Here is a 20,828-nt window from a genome sequence, read left to right as displayed (position 1 = left end):
CTCATTAACGCTTTCGCTGTTCAGTTTTCAAAGAGCATTTTTAGTTCTGCTAAACTAGCAGGAACTCTATGTTAGCACATCGATCTTTTATTGTCAAACACTTTTTTAAAATGTTTTTCAATCAATCTGCAATTTGTTTAGTAAGAGCAGATTTTCAATATATCATGTGCGCTACATTCATGTCAACCATCTTTTTCAAAGAAACGATGGTCGGGAAGACAGGATTCGAACCTGCGACCCCTTGGTCCCAAGCCAAGTACTCTACCAAGCTGAGCTACTTCCCGATTATAATTCTTCATTTTATAAGATGAAGATGCGTGCCCTGAGAGATTCGAACTCCCGACCTTTTGATTCGTAGTCAAACGCTCTATCCAGCTGAGCTAAGGGCACATGTCATGGAGCGGACGAAGGGTCTCGAACCCTCGACCTTCGCCTTGGCAAGGCGACGCTCTACCAATTGAGCTACGTCCGCATGTTCAAATGAAGTTTTTTTGGTGCGGTCGAGAGGACTTGAACCTCCACGGTGTTGCCACCACTAGAACCTGAATCTAGCGCGTCTGCCAATTCCGCCACGACCGCATTATGAAGATCAAACTCTCGTTTTAAAAAACTGGTGAGCCATGAAGGACTCGAACCTTCGACCCTCTGATTAAAAGTCAGATGCTCTACCAACTGAGCTAATGGCTCTCGCTATATTTATCGCCATTTCAAACCAATAAGGTTGAAATGGCGGAGCTGACGGGACTCGAACCCGCGACCTCCGGTGTGACAGACCGGCGTGAACTCCAACTTCACCACAGCTCCATATTTGGTTGCACCCACTGGGCACTCCGATCCTACTTGATCACGATGATTACTCAACGAAGTACAAGTAGAAGATTTGGTTGCGGGAGCAGGATTTGAACCTGCGACCTTCGGGTTATGAGCCCGACGAGCTACCGAGCTGCTCCATCCCGCGATAGTCAGGACGACTGATTGTCAGCGTTGCCACAGGACGTGGCGCTTTTAACTGACCTTCCTTGTCCATTAATATAAGTGGTGGAGGCTGACGGGATCGAACCGCCGACCCTCTGCTTGTAAGGCAGATGCTCTCCCAGCTGAGCTAAGCCTCCAGGACCCCTGCGATTGCAGGGCGTTTTGCTAGGTGACCCGTAGGGGATTCGAACCCCTGTATGACAGCGTGAAAGGCTGCTGTGTTAAACCGCTTCACCAACGGGCCATTTCTAAGAAAGTGATGGCGGATGGAGTGGGATTTGAACCCACGAGACGGTTCGACACCGCCTACACGATTTCCAATCGTGCTCCTTCGGCCGCTCGGACATCCATCCGTATATTTGAAGTGGATCAAAGCGATCCGCTTGTTTGCCTTTCAGAATTCATATGTTAGCATGCATTCATCTGAAACGCAAGAACTTTTTAAAAGAAACTTAAAAAGTTCAATGTGACATAACTTTTCTGCTAGGCACAATAGCCATTGTAGCGCGTGGAGCATGTGCTGTCAATGAAAAGTAATGAAAAACTCAACTTTTTTCTCTGTCCCCATCTACGGATGTGAATTACGTACATATCATTACCTGTCAGTAGCAATGTTACTCGCCGAATACCACTCTTTTTGTCGAGCCAGCTCGTATCTACACTAACAAGAGAACTCACCATAGGGATTGTTCAAATGGTATAATTTAACTTGAGACAAGACTGGCGGTGGAAGACCACGGCACAGCTTCCTGTAAAGGGGGTGATGCTGATGGTCTCGCTCGGCACGCTTTACCTTTTCCTAAAAGTACTGGCAACCTTGCTAAGCCTCTGGTTTAGCAGCAGGAAGCTCTACCGATGGATAAGAAAGTGGCGTAACAAGCGAAAACCCACCGCCTAAGGTTGACCGCCTGACGGTGGGTTCGCTGTTTTTGTAATCATGCGCGCCGTGGGTGTGCCACAGCTACTTGTCTCAGGAGCCTTGCCGCTGCAACGGTATTGGCTCCTTTATTTATATGTCGGATTATCCATATCTCTACCAGTAGTTTAACACCCTTTTTCCATTCCATACAACATTAGCAGCGATTTACAAGTAGAAAGGATTTGAATTGGATGACCTCGATCCGTCTAGCTACTCCTCAAGACATTCCTGCTGTCTGTACGATTGATTCCATGGTGCTCGGTTCAACCAGTCGTTCATCTGAAATTAAAGAAGCCATCGAGCACGGGCATTGCTACTTGGCGTTAATCGACATGAATATCGTCGGTTTTGCCATCATCAATCAATCGTTTTTTAAGAACAGCTTTATTCATCTACTCATTGTTCACCCTCACTATCAGAACCGAGGGGTTGGCAAGGAGATGATGCGCTATCTGGAAGTGATCTCCCCAACAGAGAAATTGTTCACTTCTACTAACCTTTCCAACGAAAGAATGCAACGTCTCTGTCTAAAGCTCGGATATGCTCATTGCGGGACCCTGACTCACCTAGATCCAGATGATCCTGAAATGTTTTTCTGTAAGTACGTTCGACTATGATTGATTCCGCTCATAGATCAAACGAAGTCCTTTTAGCGTAAGATTCTGATCCACGACATGGATACAAGAGGTCTCATTGGCAAAAAGTGCTGCCAGCCCTCCCGTAGCAACTACGGTAGGTCGCGTGCCGTATTCGTCCATGATTCTACGCACAATGCCTTCGACCTGACCGACGAACCCGTAGAAAATGCCGGACTGCATCGCCGCTATCGTATTACGACCAACTACACTTGCAGGCTTGGCGATTTCGATTCGCGGCAGCTTGGCAGCACGAGTGAAGAGTGCCTCAGTCGATATCCCAATGCCGGGAGCAATCGCCCCGCCCCAATACTGCGCCCGCTCGTCCACATAGCAAAAGGTCGTCGCCGTACCAAAATCGACAACAATGAGTGGCGCACCATAATGATGAATCGCAGCAACAGCGTTCACGATTCGATCGGAACCTACCTCTCGCGGATACTCATACTTGATGTTCAGTCCCGTCTTGATACCCGGTCCAATAATCAGCGCTTTTTGTTGCATGTATTTCCCGCACATGCGTTCAATCGTGAGGTTTAGAGGTGGCACGACAGACGAGATAATGACGCCTCTCACCTGTTCAAAGCCAAGCCCCACGCTACTAAACAAGCTTTTGACGAGCATGCCGTACTCGTCTTCCGTTTTGTTACGATCTGTGGACACTCTCCAATGGTGTTGGAGCTCGTCGCCTTCATACAAGCCCAACACAATATTGGAGTTGCCTATATCGATCACCAATAACATCGTGGTCGCTCCTTACCGCTTGCGTGTATTCAGATCGAGGCTGATATCAAACGCTTTGACAGAATGAGTCAGCGCCCCTACCGAAATGATATCTACGCCCGTTTTTGCAATGTCACCAATCGTCTCCAGACTCACACCGCCAGATGCCTCAACAATGGCCCGTCCATTGATGTACTCCACGGCTTCCACCATTTGATCGAGGGACATATTGTCGAGCATGATCGTATCTGCACCTGCTGCCAATGCTTCCTGAACCTGTTCGAACGATTCGGCTTCTACCTCGACTGTCATCGTATGAGGAATAACCGCGCGTGCCGCTGCAACAGCCTGTGCGATACCACCCGCTCCTTTGATATGATTGTCCTTGATCATCACGGCATCATACAAGGCAAAACGGTGATTGTAGCCTCCCCCGACACGAACCGCGTATTTTTCCAAAGGCCTAAGGCCTGGCGTGGTCTTTCTCGTATCGACAACCCGAGCTTTTGTCCCTGCGACGGCTGCTGCGTATTCACTCGTTTTCGTGGCAATCCCAGACAAACGTTGCATTAAATTAAGGGCAAGCCGCTCTCCGCTCAAAATTGAACGAACCGAGCCGCTGACTTCGGCGATCTGCTGACCAACCTCCACTCTTGCTCCTTCTTCTACTTTTGCCTCAAAAACGAGGGTCGAATCAACCGTGGCAAATACTTGCTCCGCAATCGGCAAGCCAGCCACGATTCCCGCTTCCTTCGCATATAAAATGCCGACACCCTGCTCTGATTCAGGAATCGTGCTCATTGTCGTCACATCACCAAATCCCACGTCTTCCTGTAGCCATTCCTCTATTTTTCGCTGAAGCTCCCGTTTATTCCACATCATGCTTCTCACACTCCTCTTGGACACCATCTTCTACAGACTGGATCAAATGCTTGCGCCACACCAAGTCGTCTTTATTCGGAAAATCAGTACGATAATGCCCACCTCTGCTTTCTTCACGCAAAAGTGCCGCTCTCGTTGTCAAGACGGCAGCATTCAGCAGATTGAAGAATTCAAATGTTTCCAGGCTCTCAGGCTCATACTGGTAGTATTGCTCCATTCGCGCAAGCTCTGCTAATGCTTTCGTTAATCCTTTTTCGTCGCGCTTCACACTAACATGCCGCAGCATGAGCTTTTGCATTTTCAATCGTTGTTCACGTGTATTGAACGATTGGGGAAGTTTTTGCTTGGAAACAACCTGGAAAGGATGAATACTCGGCTTATCAGCAAGCTGCTTGATCCGCTCCGCGATCCGGTTACCGAATACAACCGCTTCCGATAACGAGTTGCTGGCCAGTCGATTCGCTCCATGTACCCCTGTGCAGGATGCTTCCCCGCATGCAAAAAGCCGTTTGGTCGAGGTCTCCCCGTTCAAGTCAGTCTGGACCCCACCCATAATATAATGGCAAGCAGGAGCTACTGGAATCCAATCTGTCACCATATTGAGGCCGTATTGTAAGCAAAAATTATAAATCGTCGGAAAACGCCGCTTAATAAGCTCCTCTGATTCATGGGTAATGTCGAGATACACGAACGTAGACTTCGTTTGTTCCATCTCAGAGACAATCGCCCGGGCGACAATATCACGCGGCGCCAGCTCTTTTTGCGGATGGTACTTGTCCATGAAGCGATCACCATTGCTGTTACGTAAAATGGCACCCTCCCCTCGAACCGCTTCCGAAATCAAAAAGCGCGGGGCTCCCGGATAGTAAAGCGCAGTCGGATGAAACTGGATAAATTCCACATCTTTAATGCGAGCACCCGCCCGATACGCAATGCCGATCCCATCTGCCGTAGCGATTTGTGGATTCGTCGTGTAACGGTAAAGCTGACCTGCTCCTCCTGTAGCCAGTACCGTTGCTGTCGCTTCCAGGAAAAACAGTTCGCCATCCGGCTTCCGGACGAGGACACCCACGCATTCGCCATCCTGCGTGATGACATCTACTGCAAAATGATATTCCAAAACCTGAATGTTTGGCTGCTCCATCACACGCTTGGACAAAGCGCGGACGATCTCTGCCCCAGTGGCATCTCCATTCGCATGCAAAATGCGTCGCTTGCTATGCGCGCCTTCCTGTGTCAGCTCGTACTGCCCTTGTTCATCACGATCAAATTCCGTTCCATATGCAATCAGTTCATGCAAGCGATCAGGGCCTTCGTGCACCAGGACTTCCACAGCGTTATACGAGCAAAGACCGGCTCCAGCGATTAACGTATCCTGTCGATGAAGGGCAGGAGAATCAGATTGGGCTGTTACAGCAGCGATTCCTCCCTGTGCCCAGCGTGTGTTACTATCATCGAGTCCCTTCTTGCTGATCAACACCACATCCGCATACTCACTCGTTTGCAACGCTGTATACAACCCAGCAATTCCTGCTCCAATAACAGCTACATCTGCCCTCATCCGAGGTAAGGTGTGCAAATCAAAGTCCACAATATAACGGGGAATCATGACTGTGTCCCTTCTCTCTTGTAACTGATGATTTTCCACCCATTATAGCAAATACACGCTTGAAGGAGATGCAAAAAAAGAGCGCCCGCAAAAGCGAGCACTCCCCTCTATCCGATTAATTCGAATGCGTTACACATTCCTTACACGTGCCATATACCTCGAACTTGTGCCCTGTCACTTGAAACTCTTCCGGTACAGCGGAAATGATATTCATCGGACATCCTGGCAAAGAAGAAGTCTTTCCACATTCGGTACAAATCACATGGTGATGGTGATGTCCATCTGTCGAACAGGCCAAACGGAATCTTCCTTCCCCGTCCAGCTCCGTCTCTTCCAGAATCCCCAGCTCAACAAAAGTGGAAATGTTGCGATAGACGGTATCGAAGCTGAGTGTTGGATACTGCTCCTTGATTCTCTCCATAATATCTTTGGCAGACAGGTATCGCTTCTCGGTCGCGCAGATTCGAATCATCTCCTCCCGCTTGCCGGTATACTTGAAACCATGTTCTTTCAATATTTGCAGCGCTTCTTCTACTTTCATCGACAAACACTCCTTCCTTTTGTCATATCCGGATAACTCTTACCGGAAAGCGACCCGCAGCTTCTTTACACCTAATACTGCCAGCATAACCAATACTGCCATCAGTACAATTGTACCACCAGATGCCCAATCAAGGAGATAGGCAAAATACAAACCGCTCAACACGGAAAACTCCGCGAACAAAATCGACAAGAAAATCGTTTGACGAAAGCTTTTCGCGATTTGCAAACTGGCAGCCACCGGGAGCGTGATCAGCGCCGAGATTAACAGGACACCGACAATACGCATGGAGGCCGCAATCGTCAGAGCGACGAGCACCATGAACCATAAGTTGATCGAGCGCCTTGCCACGCCGGAGACGCGAGCAAATTCCTCATCGAAGGAGACCGCAAAAAGCTCCTTGTAAATCAACAAAACTGTCCCTAAAACGACAACTGCCACACCAATCAGCGCATACAGGTCTTCGATGGACACCGTCACGATTTTTCCGAACAAGTACGAATACAAATCTGCATTAAAACCGTCTGCGATACTGATCAATACCGTAAACAGCCCAAGTCCCGCGGACAAAATAATCGGAATCGCCAAATCCTGATACGCTTTGTACACCTTCCGCAGCCGCTCGATGAACAACGAACCGATCACCGCAAACAACATCCCGAAAAACAACGGATTGATTGCGGAGAAGAAGGCGACCTTTTTGGAAATGAGCATCCCAGCAGCTACACCGGACAGCGTGACGTGTGACAAGCCATCTGCCATCATCGACAAGCGACGAACAATGAGAAACGTGCCCAAAATAGGGCAGATCAGGCCAATTAAAATCCCTGAAAACAGGGTATAACGCAAAAAGTCATACTGCCACCAATCAGCAAGCATGTGCATATTCCTTCTTTCTTACCTATTTACAAAGCTTAATGATGATGAGACAGCAGTCTGACCGAATCACCGTACATACTTTGCAAGATTTTTTCTTGGTTATGCTCAAAATCGTGCGCCGTTCCGTGGAAGTGAATTTTCTTCTGCACACAAGCCACCTTGGTCACCCATTGCGACATGACTCCCACATCGTGGCTAACGATCATCATCGTCAATCCATTCTCTTCCTTCAGCGAACGAAGCAAGCTGTAAAATTGATCGATCGATTCCTGATCGACCCCGACTGTTGGCTCATCGAGGATCAACAGCTCCGGTTCAGCTACGAGAGCTCGCGCTATGAATACGCGCTGCAATTGCCCACCGGACAAGTTGCCGATACGTTGATCCAGCTTTTCCAACAAGCCGACACGCTCCACCGCAGCCCGCACACTCTCATGATGCTGTTTCGTCAGTCTGCGAAAAAGGCCTACTTTGCCGACCAATCCAGATGACACGACTTCTCGCACCGTCGCCGGAAATCCACCCGCTCCATGCGCGACCTGTTGAGCGACGTATCCAATGCGATTCCATTCACGAAACTTGGATAGTGGTTGCCCGAACAACTCCACTGTCCCTTTGTTTGGCGTCAACAGACCCAAAATCAGCTTCATCAGCGTAGATTTTCCTGATCCGTTCGGCCCGACGATGCCCACAAAGTCTCCGCGTTCCAGTGTGAATTCAACCTCATCGAGAACCTGTTTGTCTTCATATTGAAAGGAGACGCCTGTGAGCTTAATGACAGGCACCTCTTGTTTATTTGGTTCCATGAAATATCCATCCCTTAAATCGGATTTGTTCTTATTTGATTCCCTTCATCGTACTACGATTTTGCCCGAACCACAAGCATCCTACTATTGAAAAAATGCCGCCTGGTAAGCGACATCTTTTCGAGGGAAAACTTATTGGAGTGCAGTCTTTAATGTATTCATATTGTCGCGCATGATGGACAAGTAATCACGACCCGCCTTTACATCGTCTTCCGTCAAACCTTCCAGCGGATTGAGCGTAGCCGTCTTCACGCCAGCTTCCTTCGCAATCACTTCCGCTACCTTCGGAGAAACCAGCGTCTCGAACAGCACATACGAAATGTTATGTTCTTTTATATGCTCCACCAAGCTCTTCAACTCAGCCGTGGATGGCTCGTCAGAAGGGTTGACCCCAGAGATCGATACTTGCTCCAGCCCGTAGCGTTTTGCCATATAACTGAATGCGCTATGAGAAACCATGAATTCTTTCTTCGGCGCTTGCGTAACCATGTCTTTGAACTCTTTATCAAGCTGCTCCAGGTCTGTTGCTAATTGTGTGTAGTTCTTTTCATAATCGACAGCGTGCGCTTGATCCTTTTGCACGAGCGTATTTTTGACCTTCTCTGCCTGCGCCTTCAATTGCATCGGATCGAGCCATACATGAGGGTCCAGATCTCCGTGGTCATGCCCTGCCTCTTCCGCGTGCTCTTCTCCTTCATGCTCATGCTCAGTTGCACTAATCAACTCGAGACCTTCCGTCGCATTAACGATCGTTGTCTTGTTTTTGTCGAGGTTGGTAACAGCCTTCTCTACCCACAGCTCCAAACCACTGCCGTTATAGGCGAAGATATCTGCTCCGGACAGAGCGACCATGTCTTTTGCCGTTGGCTCGAAGTCGTGAGGCTCTACGCCAGCGGGAACCAGATTCGTTACCTCCACATGCTCACCGCCGATTCGCTTCGCTACATATTCCAATGGATAAATTGTCGTGTATACTTTTGGCTTCCCGGACGCGTCACTGCCAGTTTGCGGAGTACCAGTCGTTTCGTTCGCTGCCCCACATCCCACCAGCCCCACTGCCGTAATGAAACTGAGGGCTGCCAACATAGCTCTTTTCATCTCTATTTCCTCCTGCTCCAATTCAAAATGATTCCGATTTACGTTCTCGTCGTTTTTCATTATACGGAGAGGAGCCTAAAAAGTAAATAGGATTTATTCCGATTTAAATGTCATAAGTGCACATCTTCTCTCCCAGCTTCACAATTTCTCCATCTCAATATGATAAAATAACTGGCAGGAGGTATGTCCAAGATGAAACGTAAATCATGGTTAGCCATTACTTTTATCACCGCAGCTCTGCTTACTGGCTGTGGCTCTACTGACCAAGCTGAACAAAATCATAGCGATCACACGCAGCACGCCCCCAATGGTGATTTGCAGGAATTGACTGCTTCCGCTGATCAGCTACCGAAATTTTTAGACAACCAAGACCCTGTCATTATTGGCTCCTACAAAGTTGCTGCGGCCAACCGTGAGCTGCTCAAATCCATTCCATGCTATTGTGGTTGTGGTGAAAGTGCTGGACACGGGCATAATGGCAACTGCTTCATCAAAGAAGAAAAGTCTGATGGCTCCATCGTCTGGGATGACCACGGCACTCGCTGCGGCGTATGCATGGAAATCGCCGTTATTTCCGGCAAGATGAAAGAAGAAGGCAAATCTACAAAAGAAATTCGAAACTACATAGACCAAACCTATGGGCAAGGCTACGGAAAACCAACTCCTACCCCAATGCCTTCCTAAGCACATATAACAAGACTTCCCGACGAGGAGGTCTTTCTTTTTTCCCTTTTATGGGATAGAATGATACATAGATATTCGAGGTATCGAAATCCGAGGTATAAGGAGGTAGCTATGGCAGTTAACAAAGAGTTGATGAAAGGCAGTACGGTCATTCTCATTCTTACCTTGCTGGAACAAAAGGCGATGTACGGCTATGAGATGATCAAGACAATGGAAACTAGCTCGAACGGTGTGCTGTCTCTCAAGGAAGGCACCCTCTATCCGATTCTTCATACCCTTGAGTCTGAAGGAAAGGTGGAAGCATTTTGGAGTGAGGGGGAAGGAGAGCGAAAACGCAAATATTATCAAATCACCCGCGAAGGCAAGAAGCATCTCAAAGAGAAAAAACAGGAGTGGGAATCTTTTCGTACCGCTGTTGACTCCGTGTTGGGAGGACAGCCTATATGAGCGAAAACAAGCGAATTGCGCATTACATAAAAGAGGTTTGCGGTCAGATTAAGAATAAAGAGGTTCATCCAGCCATTACGCTAGAGTTGGAGAATCATTTCGCCGAAAAGATCGAGGATTATCGTGAGGCTGGATATCGGGAAGATGAAGCGACTCGGATTGCCATTGCGGAGATGGGTGATCCTGTCGATGTAGGGCGTCACCTCCATCAGGCGCATAAACCGCGGATGGAGTGGGGAATTGTTTCGATTGTAGGAACCTTGATCGCCATCGGGCTTGTTACACTATATTCGCTTCATATCGCGCAAGATAGTAAAAATTTGATCGAGAGACAACTGTTCGGCATCGTGATCGGAACAGTCGTCCTCGTGGCTATTCTCTTTTGGGATTACAGTAAATTGAAGCTTTTTAGTGAGGCGTTGTATTTCAACACGTTGATTATACTCTTCTATACACTTCTAGAAGGAAAGCCTATGAATGGTATCCAGTATCTCGATATTGGAAGCTTTCCCATCGATTTTATTGGGATCAGCCCCTTCTTATTCACCGTCGCCCTCGCAGGAATTTTCAGCAAGTGGAAGGAGAACAATCGCTATTCGATCGTCAAAGCGTTTGCGTACTTCCTGCCCCCTTGCCTGCTTCTCGCGTTTGGCAAGTACGAATTTGCCGTTCTCTTGTACGTCGGCGGCTTTATCGCGCTCGTGATCGCTGCCAAGCCTACTAAGCCTGTTGTTCTGGGCTTCCTCGCTATGGTTATTGCGTGTGTCGGTGGAATGGTTTACCTCTTCGCTAAACCTTATCAGTTAGATCGTCTGATTTACTACCTGAATCCTTATCTTGACCCGGATGGAAATGGATATATCATCATTCAATCCTTGAAAGCCGTCGAGTCAGCGAGCTTATGGGGCCAAGGCTTCGGGGCCTCTCTAGATACATTGCCCGCCCTTGAATCTGACTTTATTTTTGCTTACATGGTATATATTTTTGGACCAATTGTAGGGATGGCCTTTTTCATTCTGGGCGTTGTGCTTATGCTTCGTTTCCTCCATGCCATCAAACGGGTAAAAGATGTTTATGGCTCCTTGCTGTTATCCGGCATGATTGTTCTCTTTTTCACCCCGTTTTTCTGGAGTATTTTCATGACGGTCGGTCTGGTTCCGCCAATATCTGTGAATCTGCCATTCGTCGGGTTTGGCACCGTGCATACCGTACTACAAATGGCCTTGATGGGGCTCGTCCTGAACATTTACCGCCGGAAAGACATCCAGCCATTGACCAAAGCTTCTTAAAAGAAAAAGGGAGTAAAGCCCCTGTGCTCTACTCCTTTTTCCCTTTTATGAGACTGCCCCTTATGCTGGCGCTACCGCTAGCATCCGCTCCAAGGAAGCACATGCCGCATCAGCAACATCCTTCGGAACAAAAATCTCCGGTTTCATATTCTCCAGCGCCTCGACGCACTTCTTCAGGTTGTTCACCTTCATATTCGGGCAGACGAGGTACTTGGAAGCGAAAATGAACGTTTTGTCCGGGCTGTCCTTTTCCAGCATGTAGCGTGTGCCGTCTTCCGTTCCGATAATAAACTCTTTGTGCGAAGACTCACGGCAGTATTTCAAAATTCCGGTCGTGGAACCAACGTAGTCAGCCAGGGATACCACTTCTGGGCGGCACTCCGGATGAACGACAACCACAGCCTCTGGGTGCTGCTGCTTCAACGTCATGATATCTTCTACAGACAGTTGGTCATGCGTATTGCAGTACCCTTCCCAAATGATCATCTTCTTGTCCGTGAATTGGGATACATAGTGGCCGAGGTTTTTGTCCGGCACCCAAATGATCTCATCGCTGTCGATCGATTCGATCACGCGCTTCGCGTTGGACGACGTACAGCAGATGTAGGTTTCTGCCTTCACATCCGCAGAAGTATTGATGTAAGCCACTACCTTTGCATTTGGATGCTGTGCCTTGAGCTTGCGGAGTCCGTCTACGTTCACCATGTCCGCCATCGGACAGCCAGCCCGTTCATCGGGAATAATGACGGTCTTCTGGGGATTGAGAATTTTTGCACTTTCTCCCATAAAATGAACCCCACAGAACAAAATCACATCGGCATCCGTTTCTTTCGCTTTCTGCGCCAATCCAAAGGAATCTCCAATGAAGTCAGCGACCTCCTGAATCTCGGGACGTTGGTAAAAGTGAGCAAGAATGATGGCATTACGCTCTTTCTTCAACTGCAGCAGTCGTTCACGTAACTCAGCGTTGCGCTGGGCTTTTTTTTCTAACGCTAAAGCGTCCATGGAAAAAATCCCCCTACGGTGGTGTCATAATTTACGGTCATTGTAAGCGTATAACCTCACCTTGTCAACGTGGTACATTTTGAATGAAAAAAGCAGAAACCGGCCTGTACAGACACAGCTTCTGCTTTTCATACTCTTACTCCGCTTTTTCTCCGAGAACACGCTCCCGAATAAAGCGGGCAACGCCTTCCTCATTGTGGTGTGGGGCGATATATTTGGCCACCTGCTTGATCTCGTCAGAAGCGTTTTCCATCGCGACGGAATACCCTGCGCCCGTTAATGCCTCACGATCGTTTTCTGCATCGCCAAATGCCATTACTTTCTCTGGGGAGATTCCCCATTTCTCACAGAAGTATTGAAGCCCTTCCCATTTGGAAACCCCTTGAGGAATTACCTCGACATTCTGCTTTCCGGATGAAGTGACGGTCACTTGCTCGCTCCATGGCTTCAACTGCTCTTTCGCCCACTCCAGACGATCCAGTTCATGATGCCAGATGAATAATTTGACGATTTCTACTTCCCCGGACTCCACTTTTTCCAGCATCTCTGCCAATGGCTCTATACGAGCGAGCCTGTAGTAAGGAAAATTCAAGATCGAGAATCCTTCCACAGATGCGTCCTCACTCAGCGTCGCTTCCAAACGTTCACGGTCTTCTTTGATCATCCAGCGATTGCTGTTGGTATCATGAAGCTCATAATAAATCGTTTCTTGTCTCAGTGCATGGATCGCACCGATTACCATCTCAGTAGGAAGGAGCCATCGACGGACTAGCGTGCCATCCCCTTCGAAAACAACGCCCCCATTGCTACAGACATACCCGTCAAAAGGAAAGGAATCGATTGGAATTTGAGCGGAGCCATACATCCTGCCCGTAGACAAAACGAGTTTGCAGCCTTGCTGTTGCAATTGGCGAAGTGCTTCTTTCGTTCCTTCTGTCAGCTTTGAATCGTGAGTCAGTAAGGTTCCATCCATGTCAAATGCAGCCATGCCTGGTGTAAGCAACATATCCAATCCCTCTCATTCGCTTTGGATTTGCTATTGAGTCAACATAGTGGAGGAGAAGAAAAAGCGCAGTTCTCTTCGACTCTGACACGCCTGCATGGGGGATTGACTGCTCGTCTCCACTTAAAAAAGGGGACCGTCGAGCCAAAGCCACCCTACGGGCGGAAGTTTCTCAAGGAAGAAGTGTTCGACAAGCGTGGTCCCCTTTTTTAAGTTCCGACTGGGATGGCCTGTCAAGGTCTACGAGCCCTGCGCTTTTTCTTCTCACCAGCTTTATTGGTTCATCGATACCTTTAAAACTTAGGAGCTTAAACAACCACAAAATTTATACTTTCCGATATTGCAAAAAAGGGCACCTGAGGCGCCCCTTATTGTTTCGGTTCTTCGTTTGTATCTTCTTGCTTTGGTTCTTCTTTTACTTCTACTTCTTCCAGCTTCGGTTGAATGTTCACGACCACATCTTATTTGCATCTGGATCGTTATCCATTTTACCTGTTTCGATCAATTGCTTGATCTGGTCAGCATCGAGAGTCTCTACACGGAGCAACGTGTTCGCAATCAGATCGAGCTGATCACGGTGCTTCGTCAGCAATTCTGTACACTTCGCGTAGCACTCGTTGATAATATTTTGCATTTCCTGATCGATCTCGTAGGCAATCTTATCGGAGTAGTTACGCTCATTGCCATAGTCGCGGCCCAGGAATACCTGACCTTGACTCTTACCGAATTGCATCGGTCCGAGCTTGCTCATTCCGTATTCGGTAATCATGCTGCGAGCGATAGCAGTCGCGCGTTGGAAGTCATTATGCGCCCCGGTACTAATATCCCCGAGCACCAATTCTTCCGCAACACGTCCACCCAACAGGCCGACGATTTTGTCGAGCAGGTCTGTCTTGGTAGCAAAGAAACGGTCTTCCTTCGGCAGCATCACTGTGTATCCGCCAGCTTGGCCGCGCGGAATGATTGTTACCTTATGTACCATTTCTGCATTTCTCAGGTGATATCCGATGATCGTGTGACCAGCTTCATGGAAGGCAACCAGACGGCGTTCGTCTTCGCTCACTACGCGAGACTTCTTCGCTGGACCTGCAATCACGCGGTCAATCGCTTCATCTACTTCCGTCATCGTGATTTGCTTTTTGTTTCTACGGGCAGTCAAGAGAGCCGCTTCATTTAGCAAGTTCTCCAAGTCTGCACCCGTGAAACCCGATGTACCACGAGCAATCACTTCCAGCTTCACGTCTTCGCCAATCGGCTTGTTGCGGGCATGAACCTTCAATACCGCTTCACGACCTTTGATATCAGGACGATCCACTGTAATTTGACGGTCAAAACGTCCCGGACGCAAGAGAGCTGGGTCGAGAATGTCAGGTCGGTTGGTCGCAGCGATCATGATGATCCCTTCGTTTCCACCAAAACCGTCCATCTCTACGAGCAACTGGTTGAGAGTTTGCTCGCGTTCGTCGTGGCCGCCGCCGAGTCCAGCTCCGCGTTGACGACCCACGGCGTCAATCTCGTCAATAAAGATAATGCAAGGAGCATTTTTCTTCGCATTTTCAAACAGGTCACGTACGCGGGATGCACCCACCCCAACGAACATTTCCACGAAGTCAGAACCGGAGATACTGAAGAACGGTACACCAGCTTCGCCTGCAACAGCGCGAGCGAGCAAGGTTTTACCTGTACCCGGAGGACCTACGAGCAGTACCCCTTTTGGAATACGAGCGCCAACCGCATTGAACTTGCGGTTGTCTTTCAGGAAATCAACGACTTCCTCCAGCTCAGCCTTTTCTTCGTCCGCTCCTGCTACGTCGTCAAAGGTAACGCGTTTCTTTTCTTCGTTGTAAAGCTTCGCGCGGCTTTTACCGAAGTTCATGACTCGGCTTCCGCCACCTTGGGCATTGTTCAGAAGAAAGAAAAACAGGATGAAGATGATGACAAAAGGAATGATAGAGGTCAAGAACGTGAGCCAAATGCTGTTGCCCTCCGCAGGATTGAACGCTACATTCTTCACCTTTTGTGCATCGATTTTCTCTTCGACTAGCTTAACAACATCTGAGTCATACAAAGGAACATTGGTAAAAAATTTGTTGCTTTCCTGTCCCGGAATAGCTTTTGCCAACGTACCCTCGACCCTGTAAGTACCATTCTCTGGTCGAAGCGCCAACTCAGTGACGTTGTCAGCTTTTAGCTGTACCCGGAATTCCTGATATGTAAGTTTCCCAACCTTATCAGTACCGGAGAGGATGAAATTCACGATCCCGACCGTGACAAGAAAAATCAGTAGGTAGAACCCGGTATTACGAAAAAAGCGATTCATTCCTTACCTCCTCTCACGAACAGACACTTTTCACATTTTATCATAGAAAGTACGGTCTCCACAACAAACCTACTTCGTGTAGACCTCAGGCTTCAATACACCGATATAAGGCAGATTACGGTAGTGCTCAGCATAGTCCAAGCCATATCCCACAACGAATTCGTCTGGAACATCGTAACCCTTGTAATCCGGTGAAATATCCACCTTGCGACGCTCTGGTTTATTCAAGAGAGTCACCACTTTTACAGAAGCAGCTTCCCGATGGCGCAACAGCTCTACCAAGCGGCTCAGTGTCAGTCCACTGTCCATGATGTCTTCTACAACCAGTACGTGTCTGTTTTGCACAGATGTATCGAGATCCTTCAAGATTTTCACCATGCCAGAGGACTCTGTTCCACTTCCGTAGCTGGAAACTGCCATGAAGTCCATTTCGCACGGAATGTTCATGTGACGGATCAGATCAGCCATGAAAATGACTGCGCCTTTCAGCACGCAGATGACCAAAGGATTTTTATCCTTGTATTCTGCAGCCAGCGTCTCACCCAATTCTCGAACTTTTACCGCGATATCCTCTTCTGATAGCAAAATCTTCTCGATGTCTTGATTCATGAAAAAACCTCCCGCCAATCTTCTCCAAACTCTACCCGCACGTGTAGAAAACGCCTGGTCTGTCCATTGACAGGCGCTACGGCGGAACGGCGCACACCTGGTACCAAAATCACCTCATCGCCCGCCGTCAAAAGCGGAAGTCTGTCACGCCAAGCTCGCGGAAATTTGGCATCAATCAATAAATCCTTTAGCTTCTTTCCATCTGCTGAGCCAAACAGGGTGATGCGGTCTCCAGGTTTTCGGTTACGCAAATACAGCGATCCTGGCAACTGATCGGCATCAAACACCGCTTCATTCGCCGGAAGTCGCTCCCAATCCATGGGACCTTCCAGGTAAGTAATATGTACCGTGGCCTTGCTCTCGTCGATCCAGGTTACACCGGGAACGGCGAGCTCGTAACTATACGTATGTATGCGATCCTGTCGCTCTCTACGACGAAATGTGATTCGCTCATACACCCGGTCGACTACCAGGTCATTCGGCAAATGCAATTCCGCAGAAGGGCGACTTCCCCCTAGCATGTGCAAAACGGTCTCCACATGTTGCGAAGACCATTCGGTATGTTTTGAGAGATAACTTAATATTAGAGTAATCATTCTCCTTTGTAAAGCAACGTCACAAGTTTGAAACTTGTCATTGTCCATCAAAAATGCTTCAGATTTTTTCTCAATCGTTACCTCTTTCAACTGCTCAATCGCCAGCCTCATTAAAAGCGCTTCGTCCTGACGGATTGCCGCTGCAGTAGCCAAGATATGCTCCCGATACTTGTCATTCACTTTTTCCAATATGGGCATGACATCCAGACGCAACAGATTGCGCGTATACTTGCGCGATTGGTTGCTGCTATCCTCACGGGGGACGAGTTGATGTTCCCGACAGTAGCCTTCCAGTTCTTGACGGGTTTTATGCAAGAGCGGACGCACGAGCTCAATCGGGCAATCCGCAAGCATTCTTCGCTTCGGCATCCCTGTCAGTCCATGCAGCCTGCTGCCTCGCACAAAACGAAAGAGAATCGTTTCCACCTGATCGTCAGCATGATGGGCCAATGCCAGCTTGGTCGCTCCTTGCGCCAGACCTACCTCTCGATACAGCCGATAGCGAATGTCGCGACTTGCTTCTTGCCCGCCCAGTCCCGTTTTTTCCATATATGCGGGAACGTCATATTCAAACAGGTGGAAGACCACGTCGAGTTCACGACACAGCTCTTCTGCATAGAGTGCGTCCTGTCTGGCTTCTTCCCCACGAAAGCCGTGGTTCAGATGGACAGCATGCAGCTTCCAATGATACTGGTATTGTTTATTGAGAGAAGTCAATATATGCAACAGTGCAGTAGAATCGTTGCCGCCGGAAATTCCGACAACAACGGTCTCACCTGGAAGCAAAAGCCCCTCGGACTCAATCTCGTTGCGCACGCTTGCCAGCATAGCGGGCTCCTTTCCAAATCGTCAGAACCGAAATTCCAAATATAAGTCCAGAAGCAATCGCGCCAGCCACCATCAAAGTCTTGGTCGCCAGTGTAATCCCTCCGACATAATCATTATTCACGAAGGCAAGCATGGCTTTGTAAGCCAACGATCCCGGTACCAGTGGAATAATGCCCGCGACGCTAAAATTCGTAGAAGGGACCCGCAGTATAATAGATAAGAGCTGACTGAGCAAAGAGACAGCAGCAGCTGAAACAAACGTCGACAACAAGACCTCTGCACCGTAGATAGGAAGAATGGAGTAGACGAGAAAACCGATCACTCCGGCGAAACCACCCGCTACGATTGTTCGAACCGGCACATTGAACAGCACACACCACGCTACTGAAGAGGCGAAGCTAAGCGCCAATCCTTGTAACAACATCGTACTCACCTCGTAAACGAAAGAATAATGGCTGTGGCTACCGCTACGGAGACAGCTGTCAGCATGGCTTCTACTCCGCGTGAAACACCTGCAACCAAATCACCAGCCATCAAATCCCGAAGCGAGTTAGTGATGGCGATCCCCGGAAACAACGGAAGCATCGCACCAATAATAATGATGCTTAAATGCAACTGCGGAAAGATCGTCACGGTCAACAACGCGAAAAGTCCTCCTAGTAAAGCGGCAGAGAACTCCGTAAAAAACTTCATCCGGACAAACTGTTCTAAATATTCCTGGCTCAGGTTCACAATCAACCCGGCCATCGCAGAAGGAATCAGACTGCCCCAATCTCCCCCTGCAAGCATAGAAAAGGAGCCGCTGGCCGTAGCGGCTGCTAGATGCTGCAACCATTTCGGATAGATCTGCTTTTTCTGATCGATCTCACGCAGCGTCCGATAGGCTTGCTCCAAATTAATTTTCCCACCGACAAACTGTCGGGAAACATCATTCACGAGCGTAATTTTATTGAGGTTGGTCGTACGTTTGGGGGTACGAACCATTCTTGTATGATCGAGTCCACTGCAACGAAAGGACAGGATGATGCTCGTAGGCGTAGCTGAGCTGTTGACATCATCCATCCCCGCTGCCTTTGCAATCAATGCCATTGTCTCTTCCGTCCGGTATGTCTCTCCACCGTTTTTCAAAATAATCGAGCCTGCCAACAAGCAAGTATCCATCACCAAATCTGAGGACACGAACCGTCACATCCTTCACATAAACCATGCGTAATACAAAGTGCCAGCCAACAGGAGTAACGAGGCGACAAAAAGACCGCTAATACCCGCTCCTGCACTCCCTTTCGTCCGCGGTTTCTTTTGCGGCTTTTGCTGCTTGGCGCTCATGCTATCTCGCAAGACTGCCAACAGCTCCGCTCGCATTTCTTTCGCGGTCGCAAACTTACCGTGAAACGCCTTCAATAAAGGCTCCCGGTAAGGATACAGGCTGTCACTTTTTCGTATTATATCACAGAGCAATATCGTGTGACGTGGGTCACCAAGGCTGTTTTTCCACGTTTCCGCTCCAACCGTCAGACGCACCATCATCACGGCTGTCGAGAACAGGTCATAACTAACTTCAGCCCGTCTATCACCTGCATGCCAAAAAGCTCGATCATACTCTTCTGTAAACTGCCGAACGGCGTTGCTCAGCTTGGTCACTCCACCGAAATCAATCAAGCGAACCTGCTTGTCCGTTTGGGTAACCATCACATTCTGCGGTTTCAAATCTCCAAAAATATAGCCATGCTGGTGCAAAACATCCAGTCGCGCCAGCAATTGAACCATCATCACGGCCACCCAATCCGTACCCTCTTGCTTGATATATTCATCCAATTGCAAGCCTTGAAGATACTCCATGGCATAAAACGTACAGGCCTTCCCGTTTACAACGAGATCGTCCACGTCGCACAGGAGCGGTCCCACTTTGGAATCCCGCCCCTGCTGTGTGCTTTTCAACACATTCACTTCCATTAAAATGTCTATGCCTTCCACACCGACCTTAACCGCGCGCTGTACGCCACCTTGGGATACCAGGTACACGGTCCCGTTCGCACCACGCCCCAACTCCCGTAAGACGTGGTACGATTTTTTGTTCCACTTGCCAGTAAAGTGCTTGGGCAGGTCGGGGGTGGCTGCCTTAAAAGACATGGTCACGCAGCATTCCGTTCGAGTCGTCCTCTTCGTCTTGGTCGATATAACGCTCTTGCAGCGAGCGTGGGAGCTTGTCCTGCTCAAACAGGGCAATTGCCTCTACGATGGCGGGTCCTGTAGGAGTAATTCCGCTCATCGCCAAATCACTCGTAATCTGATGGGCCTGCTCGACCTTTTCTGTCCATGGAATGCGGATATCGAGATGCTTTTGTTTCCCCGGAAATGAACCGACCGCCATCCTGCTTTGTCCACTCCGCGAATGCAGACTAATACTGAAATCGTGTATCGCTTGCTGGACAGCCGACAGCTTTGGCTTCATACTTCCTGAGGTATCCACCAGCATCACAACGTTCAAGCTGCTTTTTTCACCCAACTCGTCAACCATTCCGGCAACCTGCACTCTTTTATCAGGCGCTAGCTCCTCTATTCCGGAATCGCCCAAAATCTCTTTTAATTCTTTATTGACCACTTGATGAATGGTGCGTGTCATTGCTTTTCGCGTTAGCATTTGTACCGTTTGCGCAAGCTGTTGGGGGTACACGATGTCGCAGAGTCCACCACCCGCTTCCGCAATATCCCTAATTTCCTTTTCCCCTTTTTCACCCAGCTCACTCTTGTCGATTACGCCAATCACATTGACCGTAATTCCTTGCTCCCTTGCCAGTGCCGCCGCAGCAACGGGACTCATCCCCGAGTTGGAGCAGCCGTCTGTCACTACCAGTATTTGACGAAGTGTCGCTTCTTTCACAATAATCTCCCCATTCGATCTGTTTTGTCAGTCCCAGCTCCGTGTAGCGAACGTTCTTCCACTTCACTTCGCAGGATATTTTTAGCAACAGTATCGACG

At 48.7% G+C, this 20,828-nt stretch carries 19 protein-coding genes, 10 tRNA genes and 1 pseudogene; 4 read left to right on the top strand and 26 right to left on the bottom strand.

All coding sequences use genetic code 11. The features are described from left to right. Positions 1-207 precede the first annotated feature (207 nt). The 10 genes from ASG16_RS01650 to ASG16_RS01605 all read right to left on the bottom strand — a co-directional run bounded on the left by ASG16_RS01650 (position 208) and on the right by ASG16_RS01605 (position 1,328). Positions 208-284, bottom strand: a tRNA-Pro gene (locus tag ASG16_RS01650). A gap of 32 nt (positions 285-316) precedes the next feature. Beyond that, positions 317-390 (bottom strand) — tRNA-Arg (locus tag ASG16_RS01645). A 6-nt stretch (positions 391-396) separates the two neighbouring features. Beyond that, positions 397-472, bottom strand: a tRNA-Gly gene (locus ASG16_RS01640). A gap of 20 nt (positions 473-492) precedes the next feature. Beyond that, positions 493-579: transfer RNA gene (locus tag ASG16_RS01635), tRNA-Leu, on the bottom strand. Between the two features lie 32 nt (positions 580-611). Then, positions 612-687, bottom strand: a tRNA-Lys gene (locus ASG16_RS01630). A gap of 40 nt (positions 688-727) precedes the next feature. After that, a tRNA-Asp gene (locus ASG16_RS01625) sits at positions 728-804 on the bottom strand. 77 nt (positions 805-881) lie between these two features. Then, a tRNA-Met gene (locus tag ASG16_RS01620) sits at positions 882-958 on the bottom strand. A gap of 78 nt (positions 959-1,036) precedes the next feature. Next, a tRNA-Val gene (locus ASG16_RS01615) sits at positions 1,037-1,112 on the bottom strand. Positions 1,113-1,145: 33 nt separating this feature from the next. Next, positions 1,146-1,219, bottom strand: a tRNA-Glu gene (locus ASG16_RS01610). Positions 1,220-1,235: 16 nt separating this feature from the next. Next, positions 1,236-1,328: transfer RNA gene (locus ASG16_RS01605), tRNA-Ser, on the bottom strand. A gap of 757 nt (positions 1,329-2,085) precedes the next feature. On the opposite strand from ASG16_RS01605, the gene ASG16_RS01600 reads away from it, so the two are divergent. Next, positions 2,086-2,511 (top strand): GNAT family N-acetyltransferase, encoded by a 426-nt coding sequence (locus ASG16_RS01600; RefSeq protein ID WP_056495887.1) that lies wholly within the window; start codon positions 2,086-2,088, stop codon positions 2,509-2,511. Here the strand turns inward: ASG16_RS01600 and ASG16_RS01595 are convergent. The 7 genes from ASG16_RS01595 to ASG16_RS01565 form a co-directional block, all read right to left on the bottom strand. Then, complete coding sequence (locus tag ASG16_RS01595) at positions 2,506-3,273, bottom strand: type III pantothenate kinase (RefSeq protein WP_048035594.1); 768 nt, start codon at positions 3,271-3,273, stop codon at positions 2,506-2,508. The two genes, ASG16_RS01600 and ASG16_RS01595, sit on opposite strands and share 6 nt — an antisense overlap. A 12-nt stretch (positions 3,274-3,285) precedes the next feature. Further along, positions 3,286-4,134, bottom strand: coding sequence for a carboxylating nicotinate-nucleotide diphosphorylase (gene nadC, locus ASG16_RS01590; protein WP_056495890.1), 849 nt, complete (start codon positions 4,132-4,134; stop codon positions 3,286-3,288). After that, positions 4,121-5,743 (bottom strand): L-aspartate oxidase, encoded by a 1,623-nt coding sequence (nadB, locus tag ASG16_RS01585; protein ID WP_056495893.1) that lies wholly within the window; start codon positions 5,741-5,743, stop codon positions 4,121-4,123. The genes nadC and nadB overlap by 14 nt, the downstream gene beginning before the upstream one ends. A gap of 115 nt (positions 5,744-5,858) precedes the next feature. Then, on the bottom strand, positions 5,859-6,284 hold the full coding sequence (locus ASG16_RS01580; protein ID WP_012683901.1) for a Fur family transcriptional regulator: 426 nt from the start codon (positions 6,282-6,284) through the stop codon (positions 5,859-5,861). A gap of 39 nt (positions 6,285-6,323) precedes the next feature. Beyond that, positions 6,324-7,163: a metal ABC transporter permease gene (locus tag ASG16_RS01575; RefSeq protein WP_056495896.1), complete on the bottom strand. Its 840-nt coding sequence runs from the start codon at positions 7,161-7,163 to the stop codon at positions 6,324-6,326. A 35-nt stretch (positions 7,164-7,198) separates the two neighbouring features. Further along, a complete protein-coding gene (locus ASG16_RS01570) occupies positions 7,199-7,969 on the bottom strand; it encodes a metal ABC transporter ATP-binding protein (RefSeq protein ID WP_007729940.1) in 771 nt (256 codons plus the stop codon). 132 nt (positions 7,970-8,101) lie between these two features. Further along, on the bottom strand, positions 8,102-9,067 hold the full coding sequence (locus ASG16_RS01565; protein ID WP_056495900.1) for a metal ABC transporter substrate-binding protein: 966 nt from the start codon (positions 9,065-9,067) through the stop codon (positions 8,102-8,104). A 192-nt stretch (positions 9,068-9,259) separates the two neighbouring features. Here ASG16_RS01565 and ASG16_RS01560 point away from each other — a divergent pair, with 192 nt between their 5' ends. The 3 genes from ASG16_RS01560 (at position 9,260) to ASG16_RS01550 (ending at position 11,487) form a co-directional block, all read left to right on the top strand. Then, positions 9,260-9,751, top strand: a complete 492-nt coding sequence (locus ASG16_RS01560) for a PCYCGC domain-containing protein (RefSeq protein ID WP_048035589.1) — start codon at positions 9,260-9,262, stop codon at positions 9,749-9,751. Between the two features lie 111 nt (positions 9,752-9,862). Beyond that, positions 9,863-10,198: a PadR family transcriptional regulator gene (locus ASG16_RS01555; protein ID WP_048035588.1), complete on the top strand. Its 336-nt coding sequence runs from the start codon at positions 9,863-9,865 to the stop codon at positions 10,196-10,198. Next, positions 10,195-11,487 (top strand): FtsW/RodA/SpoVE family cell cycle protein, encoded by a 1,293-nt coding sequence (locus tag ASG16_RS01550; RefSeq protein WP_056495902.1) that lies wholly within the window; start codon positions 10,195-10,197, stop codon positions 11,485-11,487. The genes ASG16_RS01555 and ASG16_RS01550 overlap by 4 nt, the downstream gene beginning before the upstream one ends. Positions 11,488-11,547: 60 nt before the next feature. Here the strand turns inward: ASG16_RS01550 and nadA are convergent, their stop codons facing one another. From nadA to ASG16_RS01500, 9 genes and pseudogenes are all read right to left on the bottom strand, one after another. Beyond that, on the bottom strand, positions 11,548-12,492 hold the full coding sequence (gene nadA / locus ASG16_RS01545; protein WP_056495905.1) for a quinolinate synthase NadA: 945 nt from the start codon (positions 12,490-12,492) through the stop codon (positions 11,548-11,550). 136 nt (positions 12,493-12,628) lie between these two features. Beyond that, positions 12,629-13,498 carry a Cof-type HAD-IIB family hydrolase gene (locus tag ASG16_RS01540; protein WP_056495908.1) on the bottom strand — a complete coding sequence of 290 codons (870 nt, stop codon included), beginning with the start codon at positions 13,496-13,498 and terminating at the stop codon, positions 12,629-12,631. A gap of 365 nt (positions 13,499-13,863) precedes the next feature. Next, positions 13,864-15,815: pseudogene (gene ftsH, locus ASG16_RS01530) on the bottom strand (ATP-dependent zinc metalloprotease FtsH). 69 nt (positions 15,816-15,884) lie between these two features. After that, positions 15,885-16,424, bottom strand: coding sequence for a hypoxanthine phosphoribosyltransferase (hpt, locus tag ASG16_RS01525; RefSeq protein WP_048035584.1), 540 nt, complete (start codon positions 16,422-16,424; stop codon positions 15,885-15,887). Continuing rightward, positions 16,421-17,848 (bottom strand): tRNA lysidine(34) synthetase TilS, encoded by a 1,428-nt coding sequence (tilS, locus tag ASG16_RS01520; protein ID WP_056495911.1) that lies wholly within the window; start codon positions 17,846-17,848, stop codon positions 16,421-16,423. Before tilS ends, hpt begins: the two co-directional genes overlap by 4 nt. Beyond that, entirely contained in the window at positions 17,820-18,272 is a 453-nt protein-coding gene (locus tag ASG16_RS01515) for a threonine/serine exporter family protein (RefSeq protein ID WP_048035582.1), read from the bottom strand. Before ASG16_RS01515 ends, tilS begins: the two co-directional genes overlap by 29 nt. Before the next feature lie 5 nt (positions 18,273-18,277). Continuing rightward, entirely contained in the window at positions 18,278-19,027 is a 750-nt protein-coding gene (locus ASG16_RS01510) for a threonine/serine exporter family protein (RefSeq protein ID WP_017246958.1), read from the bottom strand. 15 nt (positions 19,028-19,042) lie between these two features. Continuing rightward, on the bottom strand, positions 19,043-19,978 hold the full coding sequence (gene prkT, locus ASG16_RS01505) for a serine/threonine protein kinase PrkT (protein WP_241970669.1): 936 nt from the start codon (positions 19,976-19,978) through the stop codon (positions 19,043-19,045). After that, positions 19,968-20,729 (bottom strand): vWA domain-containing protein, encoded by a 762-nt coding sequence (locus ASG16_RS01500; RefSeq protein ID WP_048035579.1) that lies wholly within the window; start codon positions 20,727-20,729, stop codon positions 19,968-19,970. The genes prkT and ASG16_RS01500 overlap by 11 nt, the downstream gene beginning before the upstream one ends. Positions 20,730-20,828 lie beyond the last annotated feature (99 nt).

The sequence above is a fragment of the Brevibacillus sp. Leaf182 genome, from assembly GCF_001423865.2.
GTDB lineage: Bacteria > Bacillota > Bacilli > Brevibacillales > Brevibacillaceae > Brevibacillus > Brevibacillus brevis_C.
The sequence above is the reverse complement of the archived record's forward strand: the minus strand, read 5'-3'. Positions and strand labels throughout refer to the sequence as shown.

What these genes read in the sequence shown, in the direction of transcription:
- ASG16_RS01555 (WP_048035588.1), top strand. Translation starts at nt 9,863, where the DNA reads ATGGCAGTTAACAAAGAGTTGATGAAAGGCAGTACGGTCATTCTCATT.
- ASG16_RS01600 (WP_056495887.1), top strand. Translation starts at nt 2,086, where the DNA reads ATGACCTCGATCCGTCTAGCTACTCCTCAAGACATTCCTGCTGTCTGT.
- ASG16_RS01565 (WP_056495900.1), bottom strand. Translation starts at nt 9,067, where the DNA reads ATGAAAAGAGCTATGTTGGCAGCCCTCAGTTTCATTACGGCAGTGGGG.
- prkT (WP_241970669.1), bottom strand. Translation starts at nt 19,978, where the DNA reads ATGTCTTTTAAGGCAGCCACCCCCGACCTGCCCAAGCACTTTACTGGC.
- ASG16_RS01515 (WP_048035582.1), bottom strand. Translation starts at nt 18,272, where the DNA reads ATGTTGTTACAAGGATTGGCGCTTAGCTTCGCCTCTTCAGTAGCGTGG.
- ASG16_RS01560 (WP_048035589.1), top strand. Translation starts at nt 9,260, where the DNA reads ATGAAACGTAAATCATGGTTAGCCATTACTTTTATCACCGCAGCTCTG.
- ASG16_RS01550 (WP_056495902.1), top strand. Translation starts at nt 10,195, where the DNA reads ATGAGCGAAAACAAGCGAATTGCGCATTACATAAAAGAGGTTTGCGGT.
- tilS (WP_056495911.1), bottom strand. Translation starts at nt 17,848, where the DNA reads ATGCTGGCAAGCGTGCGCAACGAGATTGAGTCCGAGGGGCTTTTGCTT.
- nadB (WP_056495893.1), bottom strand. Translation starts at nt 5,743, where the DNA reads ATGATTCCCCGTTATATTGTGGACTTTGATTTGCACACCTTACCTCGG.
- nadA (WP_056495905.1), bottom strand. Translation starts at nt 12,492, where the DNA reads ATGGACGCTTTAGCGTTAGAAAAAAAAGCCCAGCGCAACGCTGAGTTA.
- ASG16_RS01595 (WP_048035594.1), bottom strand. Translation starts at nt 3,273, where the DNA reads ATGTTATTGGTGATCGATATAGGCAACTCCAATATTGTGTTGGGCTTG.
- ASG16_RS01540 (WP_056495908.1), bottom strand. Translation starts at nt 13,498, where the DNA reads ATGTTGCTTACACCAGGCATGGCTGCATTTGACATGGATGGAACCTTA.
- ASG16_RS01580 (WP_012683901.1), bottom strand. Translation starts at nt 6,284, where the DNA reads ATGAAAGTAGAAGAAGCGCTGCAAATATTGAAAGAACATGGTTTCAAG.
- hpt (WP_048035584.1), bottom strand. Translation starts at nt 16,424, where the DNA reads ATGAATCAAGACATCGAGAAGATTTTGCTATCAGAAGAGGATATCGCG.
- ASG16_RS01575 (WP_056495896.1), bottom strand. Translation starts at nt 7,163, where the DNA reads ATGCTTGCTGATTGGTGGCAGTATGACTTTTTGCGTTATACCCTGTTT.
- nadC (WP_056495890.1), bottom strand. Translation starts at nt 4,134, where the DNA reads ATGATGTGGAATAAACGGGAGCTTCAGCGAAAAATAGAGGAATGGCTA.
- ASG16_RS01570 (WP_007729940.1), bottom strand. Translation starts at nt 7,969, where the DNA reads ATGGAACCAAATAAACAAGAGGTGCCTGTCATTAAGCTCACAGGCGTC.